The 22,823-nt window shown below is 41.1% G+C and carries 14 protein-coding genes, 11 tRNA genes and 2 rRNA genes (1 of these 27 cut by a window edge); 25 read left to right on the forward strand and 2 right to left on the reverse strand.

Going from position 1 to position 22,823, the window contains the following annotated elements; genetic code table 11:
* The 20 genes from ACWPWY_RS21780 to glmS all read left to right on the forward strand — a co-directional run.
* Positions 1-1,671, forward strand: a 23S ribosomal RNA gene (locus ACWPWY_RS21780) (it extends 1,260 nt beyond the left edge of the window).
* Between the two features lie 218 nt (positions 1,672-1,889).
* Positions 1,890-2,006, forward strand: a 5S ribosomal RNA gene (gene rrf, locus ACWPWY_RS21785).
* Positions 2,007-2,060: 54 nt separating this feature from the next.
* Positions 2,061-2,136 (forward strand) — tRNA-Asn (locus ACWPWY_RS21790).
* Between the two features lie 2 nt (positions 2,137-2,138).
* Positions 2,139-2,211: transfer RNA gene (locus ACWPWY_RS21795), tRNA-Thr, on the forward strand.
* Positions 2,212-2,221: 10 nt separating this feature from the next.
* Positions 2,222-2,293: transfer RNA gene (locus ACWPWY_RS21800), tRNA-Glu, on the forward strand.
* An 8-nt stretch (positions 2,294-2,301) separates the two neighbouring features.
* Positions 2,302-2,377: transfer RNA gene (locus ACWPWY_RS21805), tRNA-Val, on the forward strand.
* A 54-nt stretch (positions 2,378-2,431) separates the two neighbouring features.
* Positions 2,432-2,506: transfer RNA gene (locus tag ACWPWY_RS21810), tRNA-Gln, on the forward strand.
* 7 nt (positions 2,507-2,513) lie between these two features.
* Positions 2,514-2,589, forward strand: a tRNA-Lys gene (locus ACWPWY_RS21815).
* An 11-nt stretch (positions 2,590-2,600) separates the two neighbouring features.
* Positions 2,601-2,681 (forward strand) — tRNA-Leu (locus tag ACWPWY_RS21820).
* A gap of 10 nt (positions 2,682-2,691) precedes the next feature.
* Positions 2,692-2,766 (forward strand) — tRNA-Gly (locus ACWPWY_RS21825).
* A 6-nt stretch (positions 2,767-2,772) separates the two neighbouring features.
* Positions 2,773-2,849 (forward strand) — tRNA-Arg (locus tag ACWPWY_RS21830).
* A 9-nt stretch (positions 2,850-2,858) separates the two neighbouring features.
* A tRNA-Gln gene (locus ACWPWY_RS21835) sits at positions 2,859-2,931 on the forward strand.
* Positions 2,932-2,941: 10 nt separating this feature from the next.
* Positions 2,942-3,015: transfer RNA gene (locus ACWPWY_RS21840), tRNA-Gly, on the forward strand.
* Positions 3,016-3,387: 372 nt separating this feature from the next.
* Positions 3,388-6,180 carry a phosphoenolpyruvate carboxylase gene (gene ppc / locus ACWPWY_RS21845; protein ID WP_454193630.1) on the forward strand — a complete coding sequence of 931 codons (2,793 nt, stop codon included), beginning with the start codon at positions 3,388-3,390 and terminating at the stop codon, positions 6,178-6,180.
* A 215-nt stretch (positions 6,181-6,395) separates the two neighbouring features.
* Positions 6,396-6,962 carry an RNA polymerase sigma factor SigW gene (sigW, locus tag ACWPWY_RS21850; protein ID WP_454193916.1) on the forward strand — a complete coding sequence of 189 codons (567 nt, stop codon included), beginning with the start codon at positions 6,396-6,398 and terminating at the stop codon, positions 6,960-6,962.
* Positions 6,963-7,112: 150 nt separating this feature from the next.
* Entirely contained in the window at positions 7,113-7,730 is a 618-nt protein-coding gene (locus ACWPWY_RS21855) for a zf-HC2 domain-containing protein (protein ID WP_191803885.1), read from the forward strand.
* A gap of 233 nt (positions 7,731-7,963) precedes the next feature.
* A complete protein-coding gene (gene cdaA / locus ACWPWY_RS21860; RefSeq protein ID WP_191803887.1) occupies positions 7,964-8,788 on the forward strand; it encodes a diadenylate cyclase CdaA in 825 nt (274 codons plus the stop codon).
* On the forward strand, positions 8,788-10,239 hold the full coding sequence (locus ACWPWY_RS21865) for a CdaR family protein (RefSeq protein WP_454193631.1): 1,452 nt from the start codon (positions 8,788-8,790) through the stop codon (positions 10,237-10,239). The genes cdaA and ACWPWY_RS21865 overlap by 1 nt, the downstream gene beginning before the upstream one ends.
* Before the next feature lie 105 nt (positions 10,240-10,344).
* Positions 10,345-11,688: a phosphoglucosamine mutase gene (gene glmM / locus ACWPWY_RS21870; protein WP_454193632.1), complete on the forward strand. Its 1,344-nt coding sequence runs from the start codon at positions 10,345-10,347 to the stop codon at positions 11,686-11,688.
* 644 nt (positions 11,689-12,332) lie between these two features.
* Complete coding sequence (gene glmS / locus ACWPWY_RS21875) at positions 12,333-14,165, forward strand: glutamine--fructose-6-phosphate transaminase (isomerizing) (protein WP_454193633.1); 1,833 nt, start codon at positions 12,333-12,335, stop codon at positions 14,163-14,165.
* Between the two features lie 505 nt (positions 14,166-14,670).
* Here the strand turns inward: glmS and ACWPWY_RS21880 are convergent.
* On the reverse strand, positions 14,671-15,489 hold the full coding sequence (locus tag ACWPWY_RS21880; RefSeq protein ID WP_454193634.1) for an AraC family ligand binding domain-containing protein: 819 nt from the start codon (positions 15,487-15,489) through the stop codon (positions 14,671-14,673).
* 319 nt (positions 15,490-15,808) lie between these two features.
* Here ACWPWY_RS21880 and ACWPWY_RS21885 point away from each other — a divergent pair, with 319 nt between their 5' ends.
* The 5 genes from ACWPWY_RS21885 to ACWPWY_RS21905 all read left to right on the forward strand — a co-directional run bounded on the left by ACWPWY_RS21885 (position 15,809) and on the right by ACWPWY_RS21905 (position 21,804).
* Positions 15,809-18,001: an alpha-galactosidase gene (locus tag ACWPWY_RS21885; protein ID WP_454193635.1), complete on the forward strand. Its 2,193-nt coding sequence runs from the start codon at positions 15,809-15,811 to the stop codon at positions 17,999-18,001.
* A 25-nt stretch (positions 18,002-18,026) separates the two neighbouring features.
* Positions 18,027-18,305 carry a PTS transporter subunit EIIB gene (locus tag ACWPWY_RS21890; RefSeq protein ID WP_454193636.1) on the forward strand — a complete coding sequence of 93 codons (279 nt, stop codon included), beginning with the start codon at positions 18,027-18,029 and terminating at the stop codon, positions 18,303-18,305.
* Entirely contained in the window at positions 18,296-19,465 is a 1,170-nt protein-coding gene (locus tag ACWPWY_RS21895; protein WP_454193637.1) for a PTS transporter subunit EIIC, read from the forward strand. Before ACWPWY_RS21890 ends, ACWPWY_RS21895 begins: the two co-directional genes overlap by 10 nt.
* A gap of 124 nt (positions 19,466-19,589) precedes the next feature.
* On the forward strand, positions 19,590-21,059 hold the full coding sequence (locus ACWPWY_RS21900) for a glycoside hydrolase family 32 protein (RefSeq protein ID WP_454193638.1): 1,470 nt from the start codon (positions 19,590-19,592) through the stop codon (positions 21,057-21,059).
* Positions 21,060-21,282: 223 nt separating this feature from the next.
* The gene (locus ACWPWY_RS21905; RefSeq protein ID WP_454193639.1) at positions 21,283-21,804 is read left to right on the forward strand and encodes a VanZ family protein; all 522 of its coding nucleotides are present in this window, start codon (positions 21,283-21,285) and stop codon (positions 21,802-21,804) included.
* Positions 21,805-22,006: 202 nt separating this feature from the next.
* On the opposite strand, the gene ACWPWY_RS21910 is transcribed toward ACWPWY_RS21905, so the two are convergent.
* Positions 22,007-22,747: a CPBP family intramembrane glutamic endopeptidase gene (locus ACWPWY_RS21910; RefSeq protein ID WP_454193640.1), complete on the reverse strand. Its 741-nt coding sequence runs from the start codon at positions 22,745-22,747 to the stop codon at positions 22,007-22,009.
* Positions 22,748-22,823 lie beyond the last annotated feature (76 nt).

Here is a 22,823-nt window from a genome sequence, read left to right on the forward strand (position 1 = left end):
AGGTAGACCGGAAGGACTGCTGGACTGCATACAAGTGAGAATGCCGGTATGAGTAACGAAAAGATCAGTGAGAATCTGATCCGCCGAAAACCTAAGGGTTCCTGAGGAAGGCTCGTCCGCTCAGGGTAAGTCGGGACCTAAGGCGAGGCCGAAAGGCGTAGTCGAAGGACAACAGGTCGAAATTCCTGTACCACCGTAAATCGTTACGAGCGATGGGGGGACGCAGTAGGGTAGTGACGCAGACTGATGGATGTCTGTCCAAGCAGTGAGGCTGATGTGTAGGCAAATCCGCACATCGTTAAGGCTGGGCTGTGATGGGGAGTGAAAATTACAGTAGCGAAGGTCATGATCTCAGACTGCCAAGAAAAGCCTCTAGCCAGATGAAGGTGCCCGTACCGTAAACCGACACAGGTAGGTGAGAAGAGAATTCTAAGGCGCGCGGAAGAACTCTCGTTAAGGAACTCGGCAAAATGACCCCGTAACTTCGGGAGAAGGGGTACCCCGGTAGTGTGAATAGCACGAGGGGGTCGCAGTGAAAAGGCCCAAGCGACTGTTTAGCAAAAACACAGGTCTGTGCGAAGCCGCAAGGCGAAGTATACGGGCTGACGCCTGCCCGGTGCTGGAAGGTTAAGGGGAGTGGTTAGGAGTAATCCGAAGCTATGAACCGAAGCCCCAGTAAACGGCGGCCGTAACTATAACGGTCCTAAGGTAGCGAAATTCCTTGTCAGGTAAATTCTGACCCGCACGAATGGCGTAACGACTTGGGCGCTGTCTCAACGAGAGATCCGGTGAAATTTTAATACCTGTGAAGATGCAGGTTACCCGCGACAAGACGGAAAGACCCCATGGAGCTTTACTGCGCCTTGATATTGGATTTGGGTACGATCTGTACAGGATAGGTGGGAGCCTAAGAAGCATGAGCGCCAGCTTGTGTGGAGGCAACGTTGGGATACCACCCTGATCGTATCTAGGTTCTAACTTGGTACCGTGATCCGGTGCGAGGACAGTGTCAGGTGGGCAGTTTGACTGGGGCGGTCGCCTCCTAAAGAGTAACGGAGGCGCCCAAAGGTTCCCTCAGAATGGTTGGAAATCATTCGCAGAGTGTAAAGGCACAAGGGAGCTTGACTGCGAGACCTACAAGTCGAGCAGGGACGAAAGTCGGGCTTAGTGATCCGGTGGTACCGCATGGAAGGGCCATCGCTCAACGGATAAAAGCTACCCTGGGGATAACAGGCTTATCTCCCCCAAGAGTCCACATCGACGGGGAGGTTTGGCACCTCGATGTCGGCTCATCGCATCCTGGGGCTGAAGTAGGTCCCAAGGGTTGGGCTGTTCGCCCATTAAAGCGGTACGCGAGCTGGGTTCAGAACGTCGTGAGACAGTTCGGTCCCTATCTGTCGTGGGCGTAGGAAATTTGAGAGGAGCTGTCCTTAGTACGAGAGGACCGGGATGGACATACCGCTGGTGTACCAGTTGTTCCGCCAGGAGCATCGCTGGGTAGCTATGTATGGAAGGGATAAGCGCTGAAAGCATCTAAGCGCGAAGCCCACCTCAAGATGAGATTTCCCAATTAGTAAGACCCCTTGAAGACGACGAGGTAGATAGGCTGGGGGTGGAAGTGCAAAGAATGCATGGAGCTGACCAGTACTAATCGGTCGAGGGCTTATCCTAAATATTAAAATCGCAAAGATTGTTTCGTATCTAGTTTTCAGGGAGCAAATCCTTGAGGAGAACCTGACGCTTGTTTCTTGATTCATACTTCCGTGTTGAACCCAAGTGAACGCGAAGAGCGAATGGATTTTCCGAAGATTTTAAGTCGCATGTCCTTTCTAAGGGCTGATATTTTGCTGGTGAGTATTCACTGAAGATATCACAGCGCAAAAATCACGTTTGGTGGCGATAGCGGAGGGGTTCCACACGTACCCATCCCGAACACGACCGTTAAGCCCTCCAGCGCCGATGGTACTTGGACCGCAGGGTCCTGGGAGAGTAGGACGCCGCCAAGCGAACATCCTTACCTCAGGCAACTGAGGATTGTGTTTACTACTAATGGTTACTATTCCCTGATAGCTCAGTTGGTAGAGCACTCGACTGTTAATCGAGTTGTCACAGGTTCGAGCCCTGTTCGGGGAGCCATTGCTCTCATAGCTCAGTAGGTAGAGTGCATCCATGGTAAGGATGAGGTCACCGGTTCGATCCCGGTTGAGAGCTTGTTTATTAAGGCCCGTTGGTCAAGGGGTTAAGACACCTCCCTTTCACGGAGGTAACAGGGGTTCGAATCCCCTACGGGTCACTTTATATGGAGATTTAGCTCAGCTGGGAGAGCATCTGCCTTACAAGCAGAGGGTCGGGGGTTCGATCCCCTCAATCTCCACCATTCATTTTTGAATGTGTATATAATGTGTGTAAATTACAAATCATATAAGAATGTTGGGGATTAGCCAAGCGGTAAGGCAACGGACTTTGACTCCGTCATGCATAGGTTCAAATCCTATATCCCCAGCCATTTATATGAGCCATTAGCTCAGTTGGTAGAGCACCTGACTTTTAATCAGGGTGTCGAAGGTTCGAGCCCTTCATGGCTCACCATATAATCACATGCGCGTGTGGCGGAATTGGCAGACGCACTAGACTTAGGATCTAGCGTCCTTGACGTGGGGGTTCGAGTCCCTTCACGCGCATTGATTTTTTGCGGACGTGGCTCAGCGGTAGAGCATCGCCTTGCCAAGGCGAGGGTCGCGGGTTCGATTCCCGTCGTCCGCTCCATATTTTGCGCCCTTAGCTCAGCTGGATAGAGCGTTTGACTACGAATCAAAAGGCCGGGAGTTCGAATCTCTCAGGGCGCGCCATTTAAATATCGGGATGTAGCTCAGCTTGGTAGAGCACCTGGGTTTGGACCAGGGGTCGCATGTTCAAATCGTGTCATCCCGATACTTTATATGCGGGTGTAGTTCAATGGTAGAACTTCAGCCTTCCAAGCTGATAGCGTGGGTTCGATTCCCATCACCCGCTCCAATTATTTAACGTAAAGTCTGGTTCAGTAACTAGGCTTTTTTTTGTATATGCAGATATAATTAATGGATCATTATGTGTATTACTTAATGTATGTTTGTTACTAGATTGTACTTGCTTTTATGCAATTGCAAATAAATATTGGATACATTGATTAACATATAGAAGCAATAAATCAGCTTATCCACATGTTGAATAGATCAAGAGAATCTCTAGAAATACGACAAGAAAAGCAGTATTTTACATTAAAAGTTACAAAAAACCTGTATTTTCTATTACAAAACTAAAGATTTTCACTGAATTTTATTGTATTATGTTATGAAGGTGTCATTTTTTACGTAGAATTTGTAATTAGCTGGAGATAGGAGGATAAGCATGACAGAAATTACGGTAACCGCGAACAAAAGCAATTCTAACAACTTGTTGCGCCGGGATGTGCGGTTTCTTGGTAATATACTCGGGGAGGTTCTCGTCCATCAAGGAGGTAATGAACTTCTAGAAGTGGTAGAAAAAATTCGTGAAACCAGTAAGGCTTTACGAGCAGAATATACGCCAGAGTTGTATCAAGAATTCCTTAGTATGATTAAGCAATTAGATTCTGAGAAGCGCCATCAAGTGATACGAGCTTTTGCAGTTTACTTTCAATTGGTGAACATTGCGGAACAGAACCACCGAATTCGTCGCAAGCGTGACTACGAAAGATCTGCAGGAGAGACTGTGCAGCCAGGATCTATCGAAATGGCTGTTAAAACTTTGAAGGAAAAAGGGTTTGAATACAATGATGTTGAAGAAATCCTAAGTTCTCTTTCACTTGAGCTTGTTATGACTGCGCATCCTACGGAAGCCATGCGTCGTGTTATTCTGGATATACATAAACGTATATCGGAAGATGTCATGCTATTAGATAATCCTATACTAACGCTCCGGGAACGTGAACAGCTGCGGGAGAAATTGCTTAACGAAGTCATTACTCTGTGGCAAACGGACGAACTGAGAGATCGTAAACCTACTGTGCTGGATGAAGTAAGAAATGGAATGTACTATTTCCACGAAACTTTATTCCATGTACTACCTGATGTTTATGAAGAACTAGAACGATGCTTACAAAAGTATTACCCAGAAAATCGCTGGCATGTACCTACGTACCTGAGATTTGGCTCCTGGATTGGTGGAGACCGTGATGGAAATCCATCGGTAACTTCTGATGTGACTTGGGAGACACTCCGAGTGCAACGTAAGCTTGCTATACGCGAATATAAACGTATTTTAATTGAGCTGATGGGGAATTTAAGTTTCAGCACTAATATCGTAAACGTATCGGAAGAATTAATGGCTTCTATTGAAGAGGATCGAAAACATGTTGTCATTAAGAAAGCAGACATATGGCGTAATGAGAAAGAACCTTACCGTATTAAACTTGCTTATATGATAACTAAACTTAGTAATGTTTTGGATGAAAGCAAATTGGGTCAGCCGGATCGGTATGACTCGCCAGAGGAATTAATTCATGATTTGAAAGTGATCGATTGTAGCTTGCGTCATCATTATGCTGACTATGTTGCAGATACGTATATCAAAAAGACGATTCGCCAAGTAGAACTTTTTGGATTCCACACTGCTACGTTAGATATTCGTCAACACAGCCAAGAGCATGAAAATGCGATGACAGAAATTCTAGCTCATATGAACATTGTGGAAGATTATTCAGCACTCAGTGAGGAAGAAAAGATTAATTTACTTGCTGGTTTGCTCAATGATCCGCGTCCATTAACATCATCTCACTTTATGTACAGTGAGAATACACATGAATGCTTGGAAGTGTATCGTACCATCTACCGGGCTCAAAAAGAGTACGGAAAGAACTGCATAACTAGTTATCTGATTAGTATGACACGAGGTGCAAGTGATCTGCTCGAAGTAATGGTCCTCGCTAAAGAAGTTGGGTTATACCGTATCGACCCTGATGGTACTGTTGTATGCTCCATTCAGTCCGTACCTTTATTCGAGACGATTGATGACTTACATGCTGCTCCGCAAATCATGAAACGTCTGTTTGATTTGCCAGTCTATCGTAAAAGTGTCCTAGCAAGAAATGACGTACATGAAATCATGCTTGGATACTCTGACAGTAATAAAGATGGTGGAGTAGTCACAGCGAACTGGGAACTGCTTGTAGCCATGAATGATATTACGGCGATGAGTAAAGATTACGGAGTGAAGTTGAAATTCTTCCATGGACGCGGTGGAGCTCTTGGACGCGGTGGAATGACATTAAATCGCAGTATTCTGGCTCAACCGTCTCATACCATTGGTGGAGGTATTAAAATTACCGAACAAGGAGAGGTTATCTCTTCTCGTTATTCACTTAAAGGTATTGCTTATCGCAGCCTAGAGCAAGCTACATCTGCACTATTAACATCAGCGACTGCTGCTCGTACGGAGAAAGTCGATGAAAAAGAAGCAGGGTGGAAAGAGATCATTAGGGAGATATCCGAAGTTTCACTGGAAAAGTACCAAGATCTTATTTTCCGAGACAAAGATTTCTTCGATTTCTTTAAAGAATCTACTCCTTTACCTGAGATTGGGGAACTAAACATTGGTTCTCGTCCATCTAAGCGTAAGAATAGTGACCGATTTGAGGACCTGCGTGCGATTCCATGGGTGTTTGCATGGACACAGAGCCGTTACCTCTTCCCGGCATGGTACGCCGCTGGTACGGGTTTACAGAGTTTCTACCAAGGTAAGGAAGAGAACCTGAAGGTTCTGCAAGATATGTACAATAACTATCCTTTCTTTAGTACCTTGATAGATACAGTTCAAATGGCAGTAGCAAAAGCCGATATGAATATCTCTAAACAGTATACTTATATGGTTAAGGATGAAGAAGTACGTAATCGGATTGTGGGACTTATTAAAGAAGAATATAAGTTAACCAAAGATCTGTTACTTAAAGTGACAGGACAACAAGAGATTTTAGATAACGTGCCTGTTATTCAAGAATCGATTCGTTTACGGAATCCGTATGTTGATCCGTTGAGTTATCTCCAGGTACAACTCCTTAGCGAGCTACGTGAACTGCGTGAGCAAGATGGCGATGATGCGGAGTTACTTCGTGAAGTATTGTTAACCATTAATGGTATTGCTGCGGGATTACGAAATACAGGTTGATAAGTCGTTAAATACAAAATGAAATCATGACTAGAAGTTTTTCAATAAACGGGGGATCTTGCAAAAGAGACCCCGGTTTTTTTTGTGATATTTTTAATGGATTCTTGGCTGAAATGGATTGCAATTTAGGTGTACATCGATTACGATTTGAATGATGTAGGTAAGCCAAATAGGGCGGTACGAAAGACCCATCAGCAAGTCTGGGGGAATAGATGGTGGACAATTTAGAAAAAAGGTTGGTCAAACTCATACTCAAGGGAGATCAGCGAGCGTTTGCTGAGCTTGTTGAGTTATACAAAGACAAATTATTTCATTTGGCATATCGTATGCTCAATAATCGGCACGAGGCGGAAGATATTGTACAGGAAACTTTTTTACGGGTATATCGGAATATGGAGAAATATGATCCTGAACAGAAGTTTTCTACATGGATATACCGTATTGCTACGAACTTGTGTATCGATAGGTTAAGAAGAAAGAAGCCTTCGTATTCACTTGATGCGGAAATTGGTGAGCAGGAAGGAACAGATGGTTATGCCATGCTCCCAAGTGATGATCGTACACCGGAAAGTGAAGCTCTATTATCAGAGACGCAACGAATTATTCGAGATGCCATTGAAACTTTGCCAGCAAAGTATAAATCCATTATGATACTGCGTTATTTGCAGGATCTTTCTCTTCAGGAGATTAGTGAAGTATTGGACATGCCGGTAACAACGATCAAGACAAGAGTACATAGGGGTCGTGAGTTTTTACGTAAAAAACTTGAATATAAACTCTAGGTTGTTTTGTTATTTATAAATTTAATGAAACGATCTTGATCGTCACTGCGTATAACATGAAAACGAGTCTTATGTTTAATACGTAGTTACGCAAACAAGTTTATTTATAGACGTGAGACTTCATAGATCTTGAGGAAAGGATATGCTCATATGGATTGCAATGAAATCACCTCTTTAATGCATGAATATTTAGATGATGAACTTTCGACTGCCCAGAAAAAGGGGCTCGAGAATCATTTGTCAATGTGTCCTGACTGCCGCATGCTTTTTAAAGAGTTAGAACAGACGGATATGCTGCTTTATGCTATGAAACATTATTCCCCGTCTGCTTCAGATGAGCTGACTGATCGGATCATGAGTGCTGTACCACAACCGAAGAAGCAGCAACCTTGGCTGAAATGGGTGAAGCGACATCCGGCATTTACTGCTGCTGCTGTATTTTTGTTAGTCATGTTGTCCAGTACTCTTAGCTTCTGGGATCAGAGCGATCAGCTGATTGTTAAAGGCAGTGATCTGGATCAAATCGTAATTGAAGGGAATAATGTTATTATTCCAGAAGGCAAGTCTATAAACGGCGATTTAACCGTGGAAAATGGGACTGCTCAGATATATGGCAACGTAGAAGGGAACCTTACGGTTATTGATGGTTCTTACAATATGCAAGCTTCTACAGCACATGTTTCCGGGCAGATCAAGAGCATAGACCAGGCACTTGATTGGATTTGGTATAAGGTAACAAACATCATGTCCGTTGTAGCGTATCGCTGAGAAGGTATTAATTGGTAGTCGTTAAGCAATATTTTATAAACATTACCAGGGCACCTCGGTCATGAGGGGCTCTTTTTTTCATAGAACAGGGCATATTTATAATAAATGGGTAATTTGATGGTTGCTCGCTTGCAAGTTGTACTTTAACGTTATAACCTAGATATAAAGAAGAACATACTATAACTACAACTTAAATAGCGTTTACTCAACAAGGGGATAACGGGGGCAAAAGGATGAACTATTTTGCGGACTTAACATGGCAAGAGTCCATTAAAGACATTATAGATATATTAATTGTAGGCTACATTATATACCAGATCATCCTGCTTGTTCGGGGTACACGTGCTGTACAATTGCTGAAAGGGATACTCTTACTTGTGGTGATTTGGGTTGTCAGCACCTGGTTTAATCTCTACACATTAAAGTGGCTCATGAACCAATTCTTTACTTTCAGTGTGGTTGGTCTATTCATCATCTTCCAACCGGAGCTCCGCCGTGCACTTGAACAGTTAGGACGAGGTAAATGGTTTAATCGGATCAGTGCAGATAATGAGGAATTTAGCAGGTTTACGAATGAATTAATTAAAGCCATAAACTACTGTTCTCGCCGTAAGATCGGGGCTTTAATTGTCTTTGAACGAGAGACGGGGCTCAATGAATACACGGAATCAGGTATTAAGATGAACTCTGTGTTAAGTTCGGAACTGCTCATTAATATATTCATACCGAATACACCGCTTCATGACGGGGCTGTTATTCTACAAGGGAAACAGATTGCGGCGGCAGCTTGTTATTTACCTTTATCGGAGAATCCTTTCATTAGTAAGGAGCTGGGCACACGTCACCGGGCGGCCATCGGGGTTAGTGAAGTTGCCGATGCTGTAGCCATTGTAGTTTCTGAAGAAACTGGTCAGATTTCGCTTGCGATTAATGGTCAGGTGGTAAGAGATATTAAAGAAGAATCACTCATTTCTAAATTACATGAAGAACTTCGTCCATCTTCTACTCTTAAAGAGAAGCGCAACCCGTTCTGGAAACGGAAGGGGGGACGTCAGTAATGGATAAATGGTTCAATAATAACAATTTTGCCAAAATATTGGCGTTAGCGGTCAGTCTTTTATTGTGGGCTATGGTTCATTCGAACGATGTTACACCAACACCAACAACAAATACTTCCATAGAACCTCGTGCGATTGATAACGTCAAAATCGAAGCTTATGGAATTGATTCATCAAAATATGTACTGACATCCATGAGTGAAACGGAAGTAGAAATGCAGGTCAGGGGTCAGCGTTCTGTACTCACTTCTGTATTTACGGATGAATATAAAGTAAGACTAGATTTAAGCAATGTTAGTGCGGGTACAACGACGCTTCCTCTTAGTCATGTGGTTCCAAAAGGTGTGGAATTTGTGTCGATGGAACCTTCGAGTGTAACAGTTACGATTGAGGAATTATCGTCCCAAGATTTCGAAGTAAATGTGGTTACCACAGGAACACCCGCAGAGGGATATGCAGCAGGGACACCGGTTATTACGCCAAATGAACCTGTAAGAGTTACTTTGCCAGATAGTCAACTTGCTGCTGTGGGGAAAGTTCAAGGTACGGTTAATATTGATGGGGCGACTGAGAATGTAACTGAGAAAAAAGTGAAGTTAGTGGCTTATGATCTGGAAGGAAAAGAGATAGAAGGAGCGGTTATTGAACCAGCTACAGTCTCTGTGGATATTCCAATATCGGAGAAGTTTACTAAAGTTCCTTTAAAAATTCAGTATGAAGGTCAACTCCCCGAAGGGCTTACTTTAGCTAAAGTGGATTCAAGTGTGAGTGAGGTAACGTTGTTCGGAAGCCAAGAACAGCTAGTAGGGATAGAGTCCTATAGTGGAGTGTCTTTGGACCTTAGCACACTGAAAGAGGCCGGTACGGAGACAATTAATGTGGACTTGACGCCGCCCTCTGGTTTTGAGAAAATCGAGCCGAGCTCTGTTGTACTTACGGTGACTGTTGTTGCATCGGAAGAATCGTCTATTAGCGAAAAAACAATTCAGAACGTTCCCGTTACTCTTCAGGAACCTGGGGGCAGTTTTACTGCGACAATAACTCGTCCCCAGAGTGGAAATAAAGATATAACGGTTTCTGGTCCGAGTGATATGCTGGATAATGTGGATGCTAGTGATATAAAACTTGTGGCGGACGCGAAAAACCTCAAGGAAGGTAACCATGTAGTTTCGTTACAGGTAGAAGCACCTGATTACGTGACGGTTAAAACTTCTTCGGCGGATCTTAAAGTTTCCATACAGGTTAAGGATGATTCTGAAGAAACATCTACAACTCCGGCTGAACCTGAAACGAAGCCGAATGAAGATAGCGGAACGGAAACACCGGATAATCAAGATCCAGAAGAGGATACAGATGCTGGAACCTCTGATGGAAGCACTGAAGAAAATACGGAAAGCGATTCAGAAGAAAACGATAGCTCAGCTGGAGCGAATTCCTCATCAACAGAATAGAAACACTGTATAAGCCATTATTATATTTTTTTTACAAAAGCAGATATGAAAACGAATTTTAATAATTTGATGAAGATGATATAAAAAAAGAGGGGTAAACAAACAATGGGGAAATATTTTGGTACCGATGGAGTTCGTGGAGTTGCCAATAAAGAATTAACAGCTGAAATGGCCTACAGTATTGGCCGCTGTGGAGGGTATGTACTAGCTGGCGGAGTAGAACGTCCAAAAGTCGTAATCGGTATGGATACACGAATCTCTGGATTGATGCTGGAGTCTGCTCTAATCGCTGGTCTATTATCCATCGGAGCAGATGTAATTCGTCTTGGTGTAGTATCTACACCAGCGGTAGCGTATTTGACGCGAACTCTTAAAGCAGATGCGGGAGTAATGATCTCAGCATCTCATAATCCGGTACAAGATAACGGCATCAAATTCTTTGGTGGCGATGGTTTTAAACTTTCTGATGAGACTGAAAATCGCATTGAAGATTTGATGGATGCTTATGAAGATGAACTCCCACGTCCAATCGGGGGTAATTTAGGTGCGCTTACCGTTAATGATCAGGCGAAGTTCGAATATCTTGACTTCTTGAAAACAACGGTTTCATCCCGTTTTGACGGTATGAAAATTGTACTAGACTGTGCACATGGTGCTGCTTATGAACTTGCTCCTAAACTATTTGCTGACCTAGGGGCAGAAGTGATTACAATTGGTGCGGAACCAACGGGCCTTAACATCAATGATCACTGCGGGTCTACACATCCGGAGCAACTAAAAGAAGAAGTTCTGCGTCATGGTGCAGACCTTGGACTTGCTTTTGATGGCGATGCAGACCGTCTGATTGCCATTGATGAGACAGGGGCAGAAGTAGATGGTGACTTTATTCTGTGTATTTGCGGCGATGCAATGAATCGTGCAGGCAAATTAAAAGACGGAACTATTGTTTCCACGGTTATGAGTAATATTGGATTCTATAAAGCAACTGAGAAACTAGGACTTAAGACGGCAAAAACGGCAGTAGGCGACCGTTACGTGATGGAAGAGATGCGCCGCGGGGGATATAACCTGGGCGGAGAACAATCCGGACATGTAATCTTCCTTGATTACAACACGACGGGTGATGGTATGCTGACAGGTATTCAGCTGGTGAATACTCTTAAAGAGTCTGGTAAAAAACTCAGTGAGCTTAAATCGATCATGAAACAATATCCTCAGGTTCTTGTGAATGTTCGTGTAGAAGACAAGAGTAAGTTTGAAGGTAATAAAGGCATTGAAGAAGCCATTATTGCAGTAGAAAACAAGCTTGGCGATAACGGACGTGTCCTAGTAAGGGCATCGGGAACTGAATCACTCATTCGTGTTATGGCAGAAGGTCCAGACCGTGACGAATTGGAACAATTTGTGGAGCAGATTGCAGTTGTCGTGAAAAAAGAGCTTTCTGTATAAACAAATAAACATAAAAAATGAGCCTGCGAGACTAATAAGGGTTTCCCAGGCTCTCTTTTATGGGTATAAATGATGAAAATGAATGTAAGGTATAAAGCGCCATTGCAAAACTCACATGAGATGCATATAATGAGTTGTGTGATTCAGATACAGAAAGTGAGGATTGTGAGGTTACAACGTTTTAAAAGCGCCAGAACTTGTACCAGCGTACGGAACCAGTTGTTGGAATAACAATTGGACGGATGGGCAAGTTGACGAGGTGGAGGTGTTCGGATTGTTCGGCGGGGACCTCCCGGTATTCCACCATACCGTTAATTCGAGTACGGAAAAGAAACAGGTGACTGTTTTTACAACGAATCGATAGGTGATTAAAAATATAAAATTAGAACATGCACGAGGAGAGCATCTTTGCTTAATACTACATGAGGTTGATATGCATTCATCGTGACATGAATCATTATAGAAAATACGGATTAGCTAAAGTAGCTAGGTGCTATCATTTCAGGACATCGTCTTATGAAAAGCTGTGAAATTTACCGTAAAGGGTTTGTCACCCGCATATCAGACAACTATTTCCTCATGCTTATTTTTGCAAAGTATGCATTCATCTCCTTCGCATGATTCAAAATCGGAGGAATTTACCTATGTGTGGAATCGTTGGATATATCGGAACTAAAAATACGCAAAATGTACTAGTCGAAGGTCTTAAGAAATTGGAGTACCGTGGTTATGATTCAGCGGGAATCGCTGTTTTCACTTCAGAAGGTCTTCAAATCACAAAATCTATTGGTCGTCTTGCAAACCTGGAAGCAAAACTGGAAACAGCTCCGCTGCAAGGGAATGCAGGAATTGGACATACACGTTGGGCTACTCATGGTAAGCCTTCGGATGAAAACTCTCATCCACATACAGACAACAGCATGAAATTCTCTGTTGTGCATAACGGAATTATCGAGAACTACTTGGAACTGAAAGATGAATTGATCAGCCAAGGATGCAACTTCACTTCCGAAACAGATACAGAAGTTATCTCTCACTTGGTTGCACGTGAATACGATGGCGATATCGTAAAAGCAGTTCAAAAAGCAATTACTCACATGCGTGGTGCTTTTGCACTTGGAGTACTTACTGAGTATGAGCCAGATAAATTGGTTGCTGTTCGTCAAGCAAGCCCACTGATCATTGGTATTGGTGAAGGCGAGAACTTTATTGGTTCTGACATTCCAGCTATTCTCGAATATACTCGTAATGTGTATATCCTGAATGACGGTGAGATGGCAGTACTCACAAAAGATTCTGTCGAATTGATGACAATCGAGGGGAATTTTATTTCTCGGGAAATGATTCGTGTCGATTGGGACGCTGTTACAGCTGAGAAAAATGGATTCGATCACTTCATGTTGAAAGAAGTTTACGAACAACCAAAAGCATACCGTGAAACAATGCTTGGCCGTATTTCTGAAGATCATAAAAAGATTATTCTTCCTGATCTGAATTTGACAGAAGAGCAAATTAAAAATATTAAAAACATTCAAATCATTGCATGCGGAACTGCATACCATGCTGGTCTTGTAGGACGTACAATGATTGAACAACTGGCACGTATTCCGGTAGAAACAGATGTGGCTTCCGAGTATCGTTACCGTTCACCAATCGTGAACTCTGACACACTCGTAATTGTTGTCAGCCAATCTGGTGAAACGGCAGATACGCTTGCTGCACTCCGTGAAGCTCAAGCTAACGGTGCGCACGTACTTGCAATTACTAACGTAGTAGGGAGCTCCATTGCTCGTGATGCGAACGATGTACTTGCTACACTTGCAGGTCCAGAAATTGCTGTTGCTTCAACTAAAGCTTACAGCTCCCAGCTTATCGCATTTGCACTCTTTAGTTTGTATCTTGCACAAGTACGCGGAACACAAACAGAAGAGACCATTGCAAACATTATTGCAGCAATGCAAGCACTGCCTGAACAAGTTGAACAAATGCTTGATCAAGCAGACACAATCAAAGAATATGCAGAGCAAATCTCCACGCACAAGAACTTGTTCTTCATTGGCCGCGGTGTTGACTACGCTGTAGCACAAGAAGGTTCCTTGAAACTGAAAGAGATCTCTTATATTCACTCTGAAGCTTATGCAGCGGGAGAATTGAAACACGGAACACTTGCTTTGATCGAAGAAGGTATTCCTGTTATTGCTCTTGCTACACAAGAAGATGTTCTTGAGAAAACAGTAAGTAACATCAAAGAAGTGAAAGCACGCGGTGCGGATGTAATGGTCATTACCCATGAAGAGAATGTAACAACACTGCTTAAATCCGTTGACCAAGCTTATGCAATTCCTAAAACATTGCCAATCTTGACTCCAACACTAGCGGTTGTACCACTTCAATTGCTTGCTTACTACGCATCTCTTGCTCTAGGTCTTGATGTGGATAAACCACGTAACCTTGCGAAGAGTGTAACTGTAGAATAATATAGATTAATGTTAGTGTGAGTTTGAGTAGTGTTGTGCTCTAGAAGAAACAAACTGATATCATTATTCTAAAACTCATAATTGAAGTAAATAAATTCATATGAAAACCGAGCAGATGCAGGGGATTTCCCGACATTTGCTCGGTTTTTCTTTTATTTAAAAACAACATATCTTGGCTAAAGCAGCTTGCTAGACATTGGCAAGCGGACTCTAGTAAGCACACAAAGGGTTCATGTGCTGTGTTACAGATGTAGTTTATAGACTATGGAATCTGATGAGCTATCAGCGTATTACCTCTTGAGTGGCTGTATCTGGACTATATCAAAAAATGAGAGAGGAGGATGTTATTTCTGAGTAGAGTGACTTGTTACGGGACCACTAGCGCTTCGTAAATACTGTCATATAGATTCATTACCTAAAAATTAAAGGTGATTAAGCAATACCTATCCATTGGGTTCATTGAATGAATCTAATGGCTCCAAGGAATGAAGCCATTAGTATTATATTAAAGAAGCCTCTTCCTATATTCGGAGGGTGTACAGTTTTTTATTTGTTTGAAAATTTTTGAAAATAAAAGCACATCTTTATAACCTACAGACCGGGCAATATCTCCGATTTTAAGTGAAGAATTGGCTAATAAAAAACATGATTTTTCGATTCTTAGATTCAGTAAAAATTGTTGTGGGGATTTATTGAGGTATTGCTTAAATAATCGATGTAGATAGGAACGATCAATAGAAATGTATTTTGCCACATCATTTACGGTAATAGAATATGCATAATTTTGCTCAATGAATTGGAGTGCATTTTCTATATATTTCTGCTGCTTTACTTCACTCGTGACTTCAAGATTGGGATAGAGCTCACACAATACATAGAAAAATTCATAAAGTTTGGAGGTAAGTAACAGATCTTTATTAGAATTCAGTTCGGTCATGCCTACAATACTATTCATGCAATCAGCCAGCTTGTGCGTTTGATCAAATGTGAAGATGGGATTGTCTGTAGATATACTTGTCCTCTTCAGATATTCTTTTGCTTTTACTCCGCTAAAACCAATCCAAATATATTCCCACGGATCATCAGCGTCTGCCTCATAATAAATTAATACGTTGGGCTCAATTAAAAAGGCTTCATGTTGACCAAGGTGATAAATTTTGTCATGAACTCTAAAAATCCCTTTTCCTTTTAATACATAGTGAATCATATACCCGCTACGAATCGCTGGACCATAGGAGTGTTTTCCCACGCAAGCTTCTCTACCACAAGTGTATAAGTTGAGATCTAGATTGTTATGGGAATGATTGGAGAAACTAGCGTTCATTCGATGTCACCTCTCATTAAAAATCCTAAAAAGTTATCACATTGTTTTATATTCAATCTACATTATTCCATGTCCATTTTCAAATTAAAGTTATAAAATAAAAGCATATTAAATGTAGTATACAAACTACTATGTTGCTTACATCAAGAGTACGCAATAGTTAAAACGCTTTCTTATATATTATGTTTTTTCATTACAACTTATTATTCGTTATGAAACACGCTCTTAAAATTAATAAGAAATACTACATTATTTCTTATTCAGAGAGGTTATTCACTATCTTAAATACATCAATGACATGAACTTGAAGGAGGATTCTATGGCAATTCATATTAATAACGAACAACTTTTATTTCATCTGCAAGGGAAAAATACAAGTTATGTAATGCAGGTTGTTCGGGATGGATATTTAGCACATTTATATTGGGGAAAAAGAGTTCACACCTATCGTGGAAGCAACAAAATTATTTATATGGATAGAGGGTTTTCTCCTAACCCCGATGCTTCGGATCGAACATTTTCACTCGATACGCTGCCTCAAGAATATCCGGCTTATGGAAATGGAGATTTTAGGATTCCGGCATATCAAATTCAGCTAAATAATGGCTCAACGATAACGGATCTTCGTTATAAAGAATATAGACTGTTTAAAGGAAAGCCTAAATTAGAAGGATTGCCATCTACTTATGTAGAGGATGAGAATGAGGCAGAAACACTGGAACTTATCATGGAGGATAAGTTACTGGGACTATCGGTGACGCTAACCTATAGTTTATATCCTGAATTAGATGTAATCACAAGGTCGGTTCATTTTAACAATAAAGGGTCACAAAATTTGAAGTTGCTTCGTGCGCTTAGTGCTAGCGTTGATTTTCGGGATGATGAGTATGAATTGATTACACTATATGGTGCTCATAACAATGAAAAAAATGTAGAGAGACGCAGAATTGTTCCAGGGATTCAACTGGTTGATAGTTGCCGGGGGGCGAGCAGTCCTCAACAAGCACCTTTTTTATCATTAGTAAGAAAAGGAACCGATGAAGATCAAGGGGAAGTTTATGCGTTTAACCTTGTTTACAGCGGCAATTTTACAGCTCAAGTTCAGGTAGACCCCTATCGGAATACAAGAGTGTCGATAGGTATTAATCCTTTTGATTTCTCTTGGCTTTTAGCACCTGGAGAAACTTTTCAAACGCCTGAAGTTGTAATGGCTTACACAGCAAATGGGCTGGGTGATATGTCTAGGGTTTTTCATGAACTATACAGTAAACGATTATGCCGTGGAACATTCCGGGATAAGCTAAGACCCATACTCATTAATAACTGGGAAGCTACTTATTTTGATTTTAACGCGGAAAAAATCGAAGAAATTGCAGTAGAAGCAAAAAAAGCAGGAATAGAGCTGCTTGTACTAGATGATGGATGGTTTGGGAAAAGAGATGACGATAACAGCTCCTTAGGGGATTGGGTCGTCGATCAGCGTAAACTTCCAAATGGATTATTACATCTTGCCAATCGGATTTGTGATCTCGGTCTGGAGTTTGGATTATGGTTTGAGCCTGAAATGATTTCGGTAGACAGCGATTTATATAGAAAGCATCCAGATTGGTGTTTACATGTTGAAAATCGACCACACACACTGGGAAGAAATCAACTTTTCTTGGATTTATCCCGTGAGGAAGTGTGCGAGTATATTATTGAATCCGTATCCGATGTTCTATCAAGCGCACCGATTACCTATGTGAAATGGGACATGAATCGACATATGACAGATATAGGGTCAGCTACGCTACCACCAGAAAGACAACGTGAAACCGCTCACCGTTATATTTTGGGCCTATACAAGGTAATGGAAGAAATCACATCGAGATTCCCTCATATATTGTTTGAAAGTTGTTCTAGCGGTGGTGGGCGTTTTGATGCAGGAATGCTTTACTACATGCCGCAAACATGGACAAGTGATAACACAGATGCGATGTGTAGACTTAAAATTCAGTATGGAACCAGTCTTGTATATCCGCCAATTACAATGGGAGCGCATGTCTCAACTGTCCCTAATCATCAAGTAGGAAGAATAACTCCACTTGAAACTAGAGGGCATGTCGCAATGGCTGGAAACTTTGGTTACGAGCTAGATCTCACCATATTAACAGAACAAGAAAAAGAGGAGATCAAAAAACAAGTTGCATTATATAAGGAGATTCGTCCCATTATCCAATTTGGAAAATTCCATCGAATACTCAATCCTTTTGAAGGAAATGAAGCTGCATGGAACTTTGTTTCTGATGATCAATCAGAAGTAGTAGGTAGTTATTTTAAAGTGCTCTCGCAACCAGGAGCTCCCCTTCGAACTCTTAAATTTAAAGGCCTGAATCCAAACTATATTTATAAAGATGTCGAGACAGGTGAGCTGTTTGGTGGGGACGAGCTTATGAATGCAGGGATTACACTGCCAAGAATCAAGCAAGACTTTCTAAGTATGTTCTGGAGATTTACAAAACATCATAATTGAGCAGTTAGGAAAGAGGGAAAAGCACATGAAAGATAAGAAAAAACAATACAGAATGATATCTGAAGAGATATTAGAGAATATAGGAGGAAAAGAGAATATTGCCGGGGTTGCCCATTGTGCGACCCGATTAAGAATCGTATTAGAGGATAACGATAAAGCAGATTTAAAGAAAGTAGAAGATATAGATTTAGTCAAAGGAGTCTTTATAGCAGGAGACCAACTTCAAATTATTTTTGGAGCAGGGTTAGTAAACGACATTTATGCTGTTTTTCTGAGGTTACAGAAACAGAAAATATGTCGCTAAGTGATGTGAAAACAAAGTCTTCGCAAAAACAAAACTTTTTCCAGCAAGCCATTAAATCTTTATCTGATGTTTTTATTGAGATTATGCCTGGAATTCTTGCTGCCGCATTATTAATGGGGATTACAGGTTTGTTAGGACAACAAGGATTGTTTGGAGATAAATCAGTTATAGAGATGTACCCCGCCTTAGAAGGGATTAACCGACTGTTATCGATTGTATCATCAGGAATATTTACAATACTACCCTTGTTAGTCGTATATTCTGCAACAAAAAGATATGGCGGTAGACCGATTCTCGGTTTAGTTATTGGTGCCATAATGCTTCACCCGAATTTAGCAGATGCATATGAAGTAGCGAAAGGCAATGTTGAGCCAGAGGTTATCAATATTTTAGGGTTGAATATTGAACTCGTTGGGTTTCAAGGCGGCATTATTATTGCTTTGATGATGGGATTTGTAGTTGCAAAACTAGATCAGTTCTTTATTAAAAAAGTACCTAATATGATCAAGCTCTTTTTAGCACCTATGTTAACGGTACTTGTTGCTTCTTTGCTCTTATTTACAATCATTGGGCCACTGGGCCGCGAATTAGCTCAATTAGTAACAACCTCATTATTATGGACTACACAAAACTTAGGTATTTTTGGATTTATGATCTTTGCAGGTATTCAGCAAATTATTGTAATTACGGGGTTACACCATGTTTTAGGTGCTGTAGAAGCACAGCTTCTTATTGATACCGGACGGAATTTTATAAATCCATTAATGTCCGTAGCCTTATTTGGACAAGGGGGAGCGGTATTAGGATATGTCCTTTTGCATCGGAAAAATACGAAAGTAAAAGAACTTGGAATTTCAGCATTTAGTTCCGTCATATTTGGTGTTTCAGAGCCAGCAATTTTTGGAGTCACACTAAAATATAAATTCCCGCTGATCGCCGGCTGTATTGGAGGAGCGATTGCTGGTGGTTATGTGTATTTAGCTAAACTTACTTCAATCGGATTTGGAACCACAGCTCTTCCGGGATTAGCTATTGTATCTGCTGAAAATCATGGACATCTCCATTATATTATCGCTCATTTAATCGCATTATCATGTGGTGTATTATTGACTGTCATATACGGAAACATTAATAAAAAAAGGACAGAACTTAGCTCATAACAGCGTTAGTACAGATAAATAAAGTCCTTGATGGCGAAGCTGATTTCTCGCATCTATAAATAAAGACTTAATGAAAGCGCTTCGCTACAAGATGATTCTGGTTTTACTTAAAGGAGTTTATTATATGGAGTGGACAAGAGAACAGAGATATCGAAAAATAGAAGAGGTAAGTCCAGAAGAAATAAACAAATTGAAAAATAAAGTTAACCATTGCCCATGGCGGCAAACGTTCCATATTCAACCGGAGACGGGGTTGTTGAACGATCCCAACGGATTCTCTTATTATAAGGGAGAATATCATTTATTCTATCAGTGGTTTCCCCTTGGACCGGTACATGGTCTGAAATATTGGTATCACACCAAATCTAAAGATCTTGTCCACTGGGAGAATGCTGGAGTAGGGATAACACCTGGAGATGATTTTGATAGTCACGGGGCTTATTCGGGTAGTGCTATCCAGCATAATGACAAACTATATATAATTTATACAGGAAACACGTGGGATGAACAGTGGATAAGACATCCTTATCAATGTTTGGCAATCATGAATCAGCAAGGGGAAATCACTAAAATTGAAAAACCTATCATCGCTGATGTTCCTGTCGGATATACAGACCATTTCCGTGATCCAAAGGTATGGAAAGCAGGAAATACGTTCTATATGGTTATTGGAGCACAGAGAGTCGATAAAACAGGTTGTGTAGTCTTATATAGCTCGGCCGAACTACTAACCTGGACGTTTGAAGGGGAAATTACGACAGAAATGGACTCCTTCGGATACATGTGGGAATGTCCTGATTATTTCGAACTTCAAGATCAGGGAGCACTCATTTTTTCACCACAAGGATTAGAACCAGAAGGGGACAAATATCATAATATTTATCAATCGGGATATGTCCTTGGAGCGAAACTCGATTTGCATCAAAAAGTATTACAGCATGGTGACTTTATGGAGCTTGATCGAGGGTTTGATTTTTACGCTCCACAAACCATGATCGATCCAGAAGAGCGCCGAATCTTAGTTGGCTGGATGGGGCTACCGGATATAGAATATCCAACGGACCGGAATGAGTGGGCACACTGTTTAACCTTACCGAGGCAATTACTTATTCGGGATGGTAAATTGGTACAACAGCCTGTTAAGGAACTTCAGGCACTACGCAAGCATAAGTATGAGGCAGAAGATACGCTTTATAATGAAACAAGCATGTATGATGGTTTTAAGGGAACAACTTATGAGTTGATTTGCGAATTTGAACAAGCAGATGCAACTACATTTGGAATTGAGTTTAGAGCAAGCAGTGAAGAAAAGACGGTTATTAAGTATGATGTTTCTCAGAAAAAAGTGATCCTTGACCGCACATTATCAGGCGAAGAGGTGGCTGCCATTTATGGAACAACAAGAACATGTGACTTGGCGGCGGATCGAATAAAATTTCATTTGTTTGTGGATTCTTCCTCGGTAGAAATTTTCGTGAATGAGGGAACTGAGGTATTTACGAGTCGGATTTTTCCTAATCAGAACAGCAAAGATATCCGCTTTTTTGCGACAGGAGGAAGCGTAAAGTTCAAAGCAGTTAAGTGGGATTATTGATTATTAGAGAATGAACTAGCAAATTATAATTAAAAACAAACGAGATAAAACTAAATTTAAGAGAAATTTAAAGTTTACCCCACTCTTTATTTAAGAAGTTTCTTATATTCTATGGAAAGTAGAATAAAGGAGGAACGTAAATGAAGAAGTGGGCTTTTTTACTTGTAGGAATTACGTTACTGAACATTCACACTTCTAGTGGGATTGTGGCGGTGGCTTCCTGATGTTAAAAACATATAATAAAAAACTTATGTTAACCACCGTCGTTTGGTTCCTTTTATTTTTGTATACCTATTTTATTTTTAAAGTCATACTGTTCAAGTTCTGTTCTGTGGACCTGGGTAACTTACTGATTCAACTCTCAAAGATATTAGCCCATCCCGATCTCATTGTGGATCGATGGGATACAGCTAATTTAGATCTGTTTAGAACGATTATAAGACAGGCAACACAACCCAACCTGCGTAACGTAGCGAACCTGATAGGGAATTTTGCTATCTTTGTTCCTTTTGGATTGCTCGTAGCTATGACGGTTAGAAAATGGAGTTCGTTTTTTTTAGTTCTGTTACTATCTTTTGGTCTGAGCTTATGCTTAGAAAGTTTGCAACTTGTGCTTTCAATGGGGACTTTTGATATAGATGATCTACTTCTAAACACCGCTGGGGGGATTGCAGGCTACATCATTTTTGGTCTAGGTTATATATTGCTTGAGATCTGGCAATCACAGTTCTCAGTGTCTCCGTAAGCAAATCATTAAAAGAATGGTTTCTTGGCAGATGTAATGATGACTGTTAAATAAGAAGCTTCATCACCTGTACAGCGTAAACAGGAGCAATTCTTCAACAAGAATTGCTCCTGTTTACTTATTAGGCTCGTTAACTATTAACCTCATATATGATGAATGGCATGAAAGATTAACATCATAAGTCAGTATCTACGTTAATCTTTCATATACTTTTATTTGGGGTAATAGGTACGCTTTTAGATAGGGTCATACTTCGCCATAAATATATGGAATAGACCAACAGAATCACAATAATGAGGAAATCCATAACAGCAGGGCCTTTCGCATTACCCATAAATTGCAGGAAATTATTTAGTCCATGAAAGAGGATAGGAATGACGATGGATTGCCGATGAATAACCAGCAGGGAGAGAACAAGCCCGACCATAAATGCATACATGATCTGAAAAACCGTATCCATGAGAGACTGCCCACCGATCAGTTGAAGGGAGTGGGTGATCGCAAAAAGAAAGCTCGTTGTAAAGACGGCAATACGAAAACCTTTGGGGAGGAGTAGCCTCAGCATAAAACCACGGAAGAACATTTCTTCTACTAGACCGATGACTAAAATCTGTATAAGGAGCATCATAAAAAGATCAGGTAAAGAGGATGTGTTTAGTCCCTGGTTTCCAGCAAAAATGAGGATAAGTACAAGGATCAGCGGCAAGGAGTAAAGTAGAGCCTTTTTAGCTGAAGAGGGGGAGGTGAAGAAATAGCGTCTCCACTTGTTGCCCACAAGCAAATAGATGAGGATACCGAGTGCGAGTGGAACAATACCAATAAACTGAAGCAAAGGGCTTTCCGGAGATGTAATGGAAACGTAGGCTCCATTCGCTGTAAAAAAGAGCATTAATAATAATTCGAGTCCAATGATACGAAGTACAATTCTTGTATTCGTTCGCAAAATGACAGCCCCCGTTATGTATTATTTAGTTATTGAAATAAATAGTTAATCAACAATCTATTTCATCTATCTAACT

The organism is Paenibacillus sp. Marseille-Q7038 (assembly GCF_965111595.1).

Excerpts from the sequence above, each read along its gene's own strand:
- ACWPWY_RS21890 (WP_454193636.1), top strand. The coding sequence starts at position 18,027 with ATGAAAGATAAGAAAAAACAATACAGAATGATATCTGAAGAGATATTA.
- ACWPWY_RS21900 (WP_454193638.1), top strand. The coding sequence starts at position 19,590 with ATGGAGTGGACAAGAGAACAGAGATATCGAAAAATAGAAGAGGTAAGT.
- glmM (WP_454193632.1), top strand. The coding sequence starts at position 10,345 with ATGGGGAAATATTTTGGTACCGATGGAGTTCGTGGAGTTGCCAATAAA.
- ACWPWY_RS21880 (WP_454193634.1), bottom strand. The coding sequence starts at position 15,489 with ATGAACGCTAGTTTCTCCAATCATTCCCATAACAATCTAGATCTCAAC.
- glmS (WP_454193633.1), top strand. The coding sequence starts at position 12,333 with ATGTGTGGAATCGTTGGATATATCGGAACTAAAAATACGCAAAATGTA.
- cdaA (WP_191803887.1), top strand. The coding sequence starts at position 7,964 with ATGAACTATTTTGCGGACTTAACATGGCAAGAGTCCATTAAAGACATT.
- ACWPWY_RS21855 (WP_191803885.1), top strand. The coding sequence starts at position 7,113 with ATGGATTGCAATGAAATCACCTCTTTAATGCATGAATATTTAGATGAT.
- ACWPWY_RS21895 (WP_454193637.1), top strand. The coding sequence starts at position 18,296 with ATGTCGCTAAGTGATGTGAAAACAAAGTCTTCGCAAAAACAAAACTTT.
- ppc (WP_454193630.1), top strand. The coding sequence starts at position 3,388 with ATGACAGAAATTACGGTAACCGCGAACAAAAGCAATTCTAACAACTTG.
- ACWPWY_RS21865 (WP_454193631.1), top strand. The coding sequence starts at position 8,788 with ATGGATAAATGGTTCAATAATAACAATTTTGCCAAAATATTGGCGTTA.
- ACWPWY_RS21885 (WP_454193635.1), top strand. The coding sequence starts at position 15,809 with ATGGCAATTCATATTAATAACGAACAACTTTTATTTCATCTGCAAGGG.
- ACWPWY_RS21905 (WP_454193639.1), top strand. The coding sequence starts at position 21,283 with ATGTTAAAAACATATAATAAAAAACTTATGTTAACCACCGTCGTTTGG.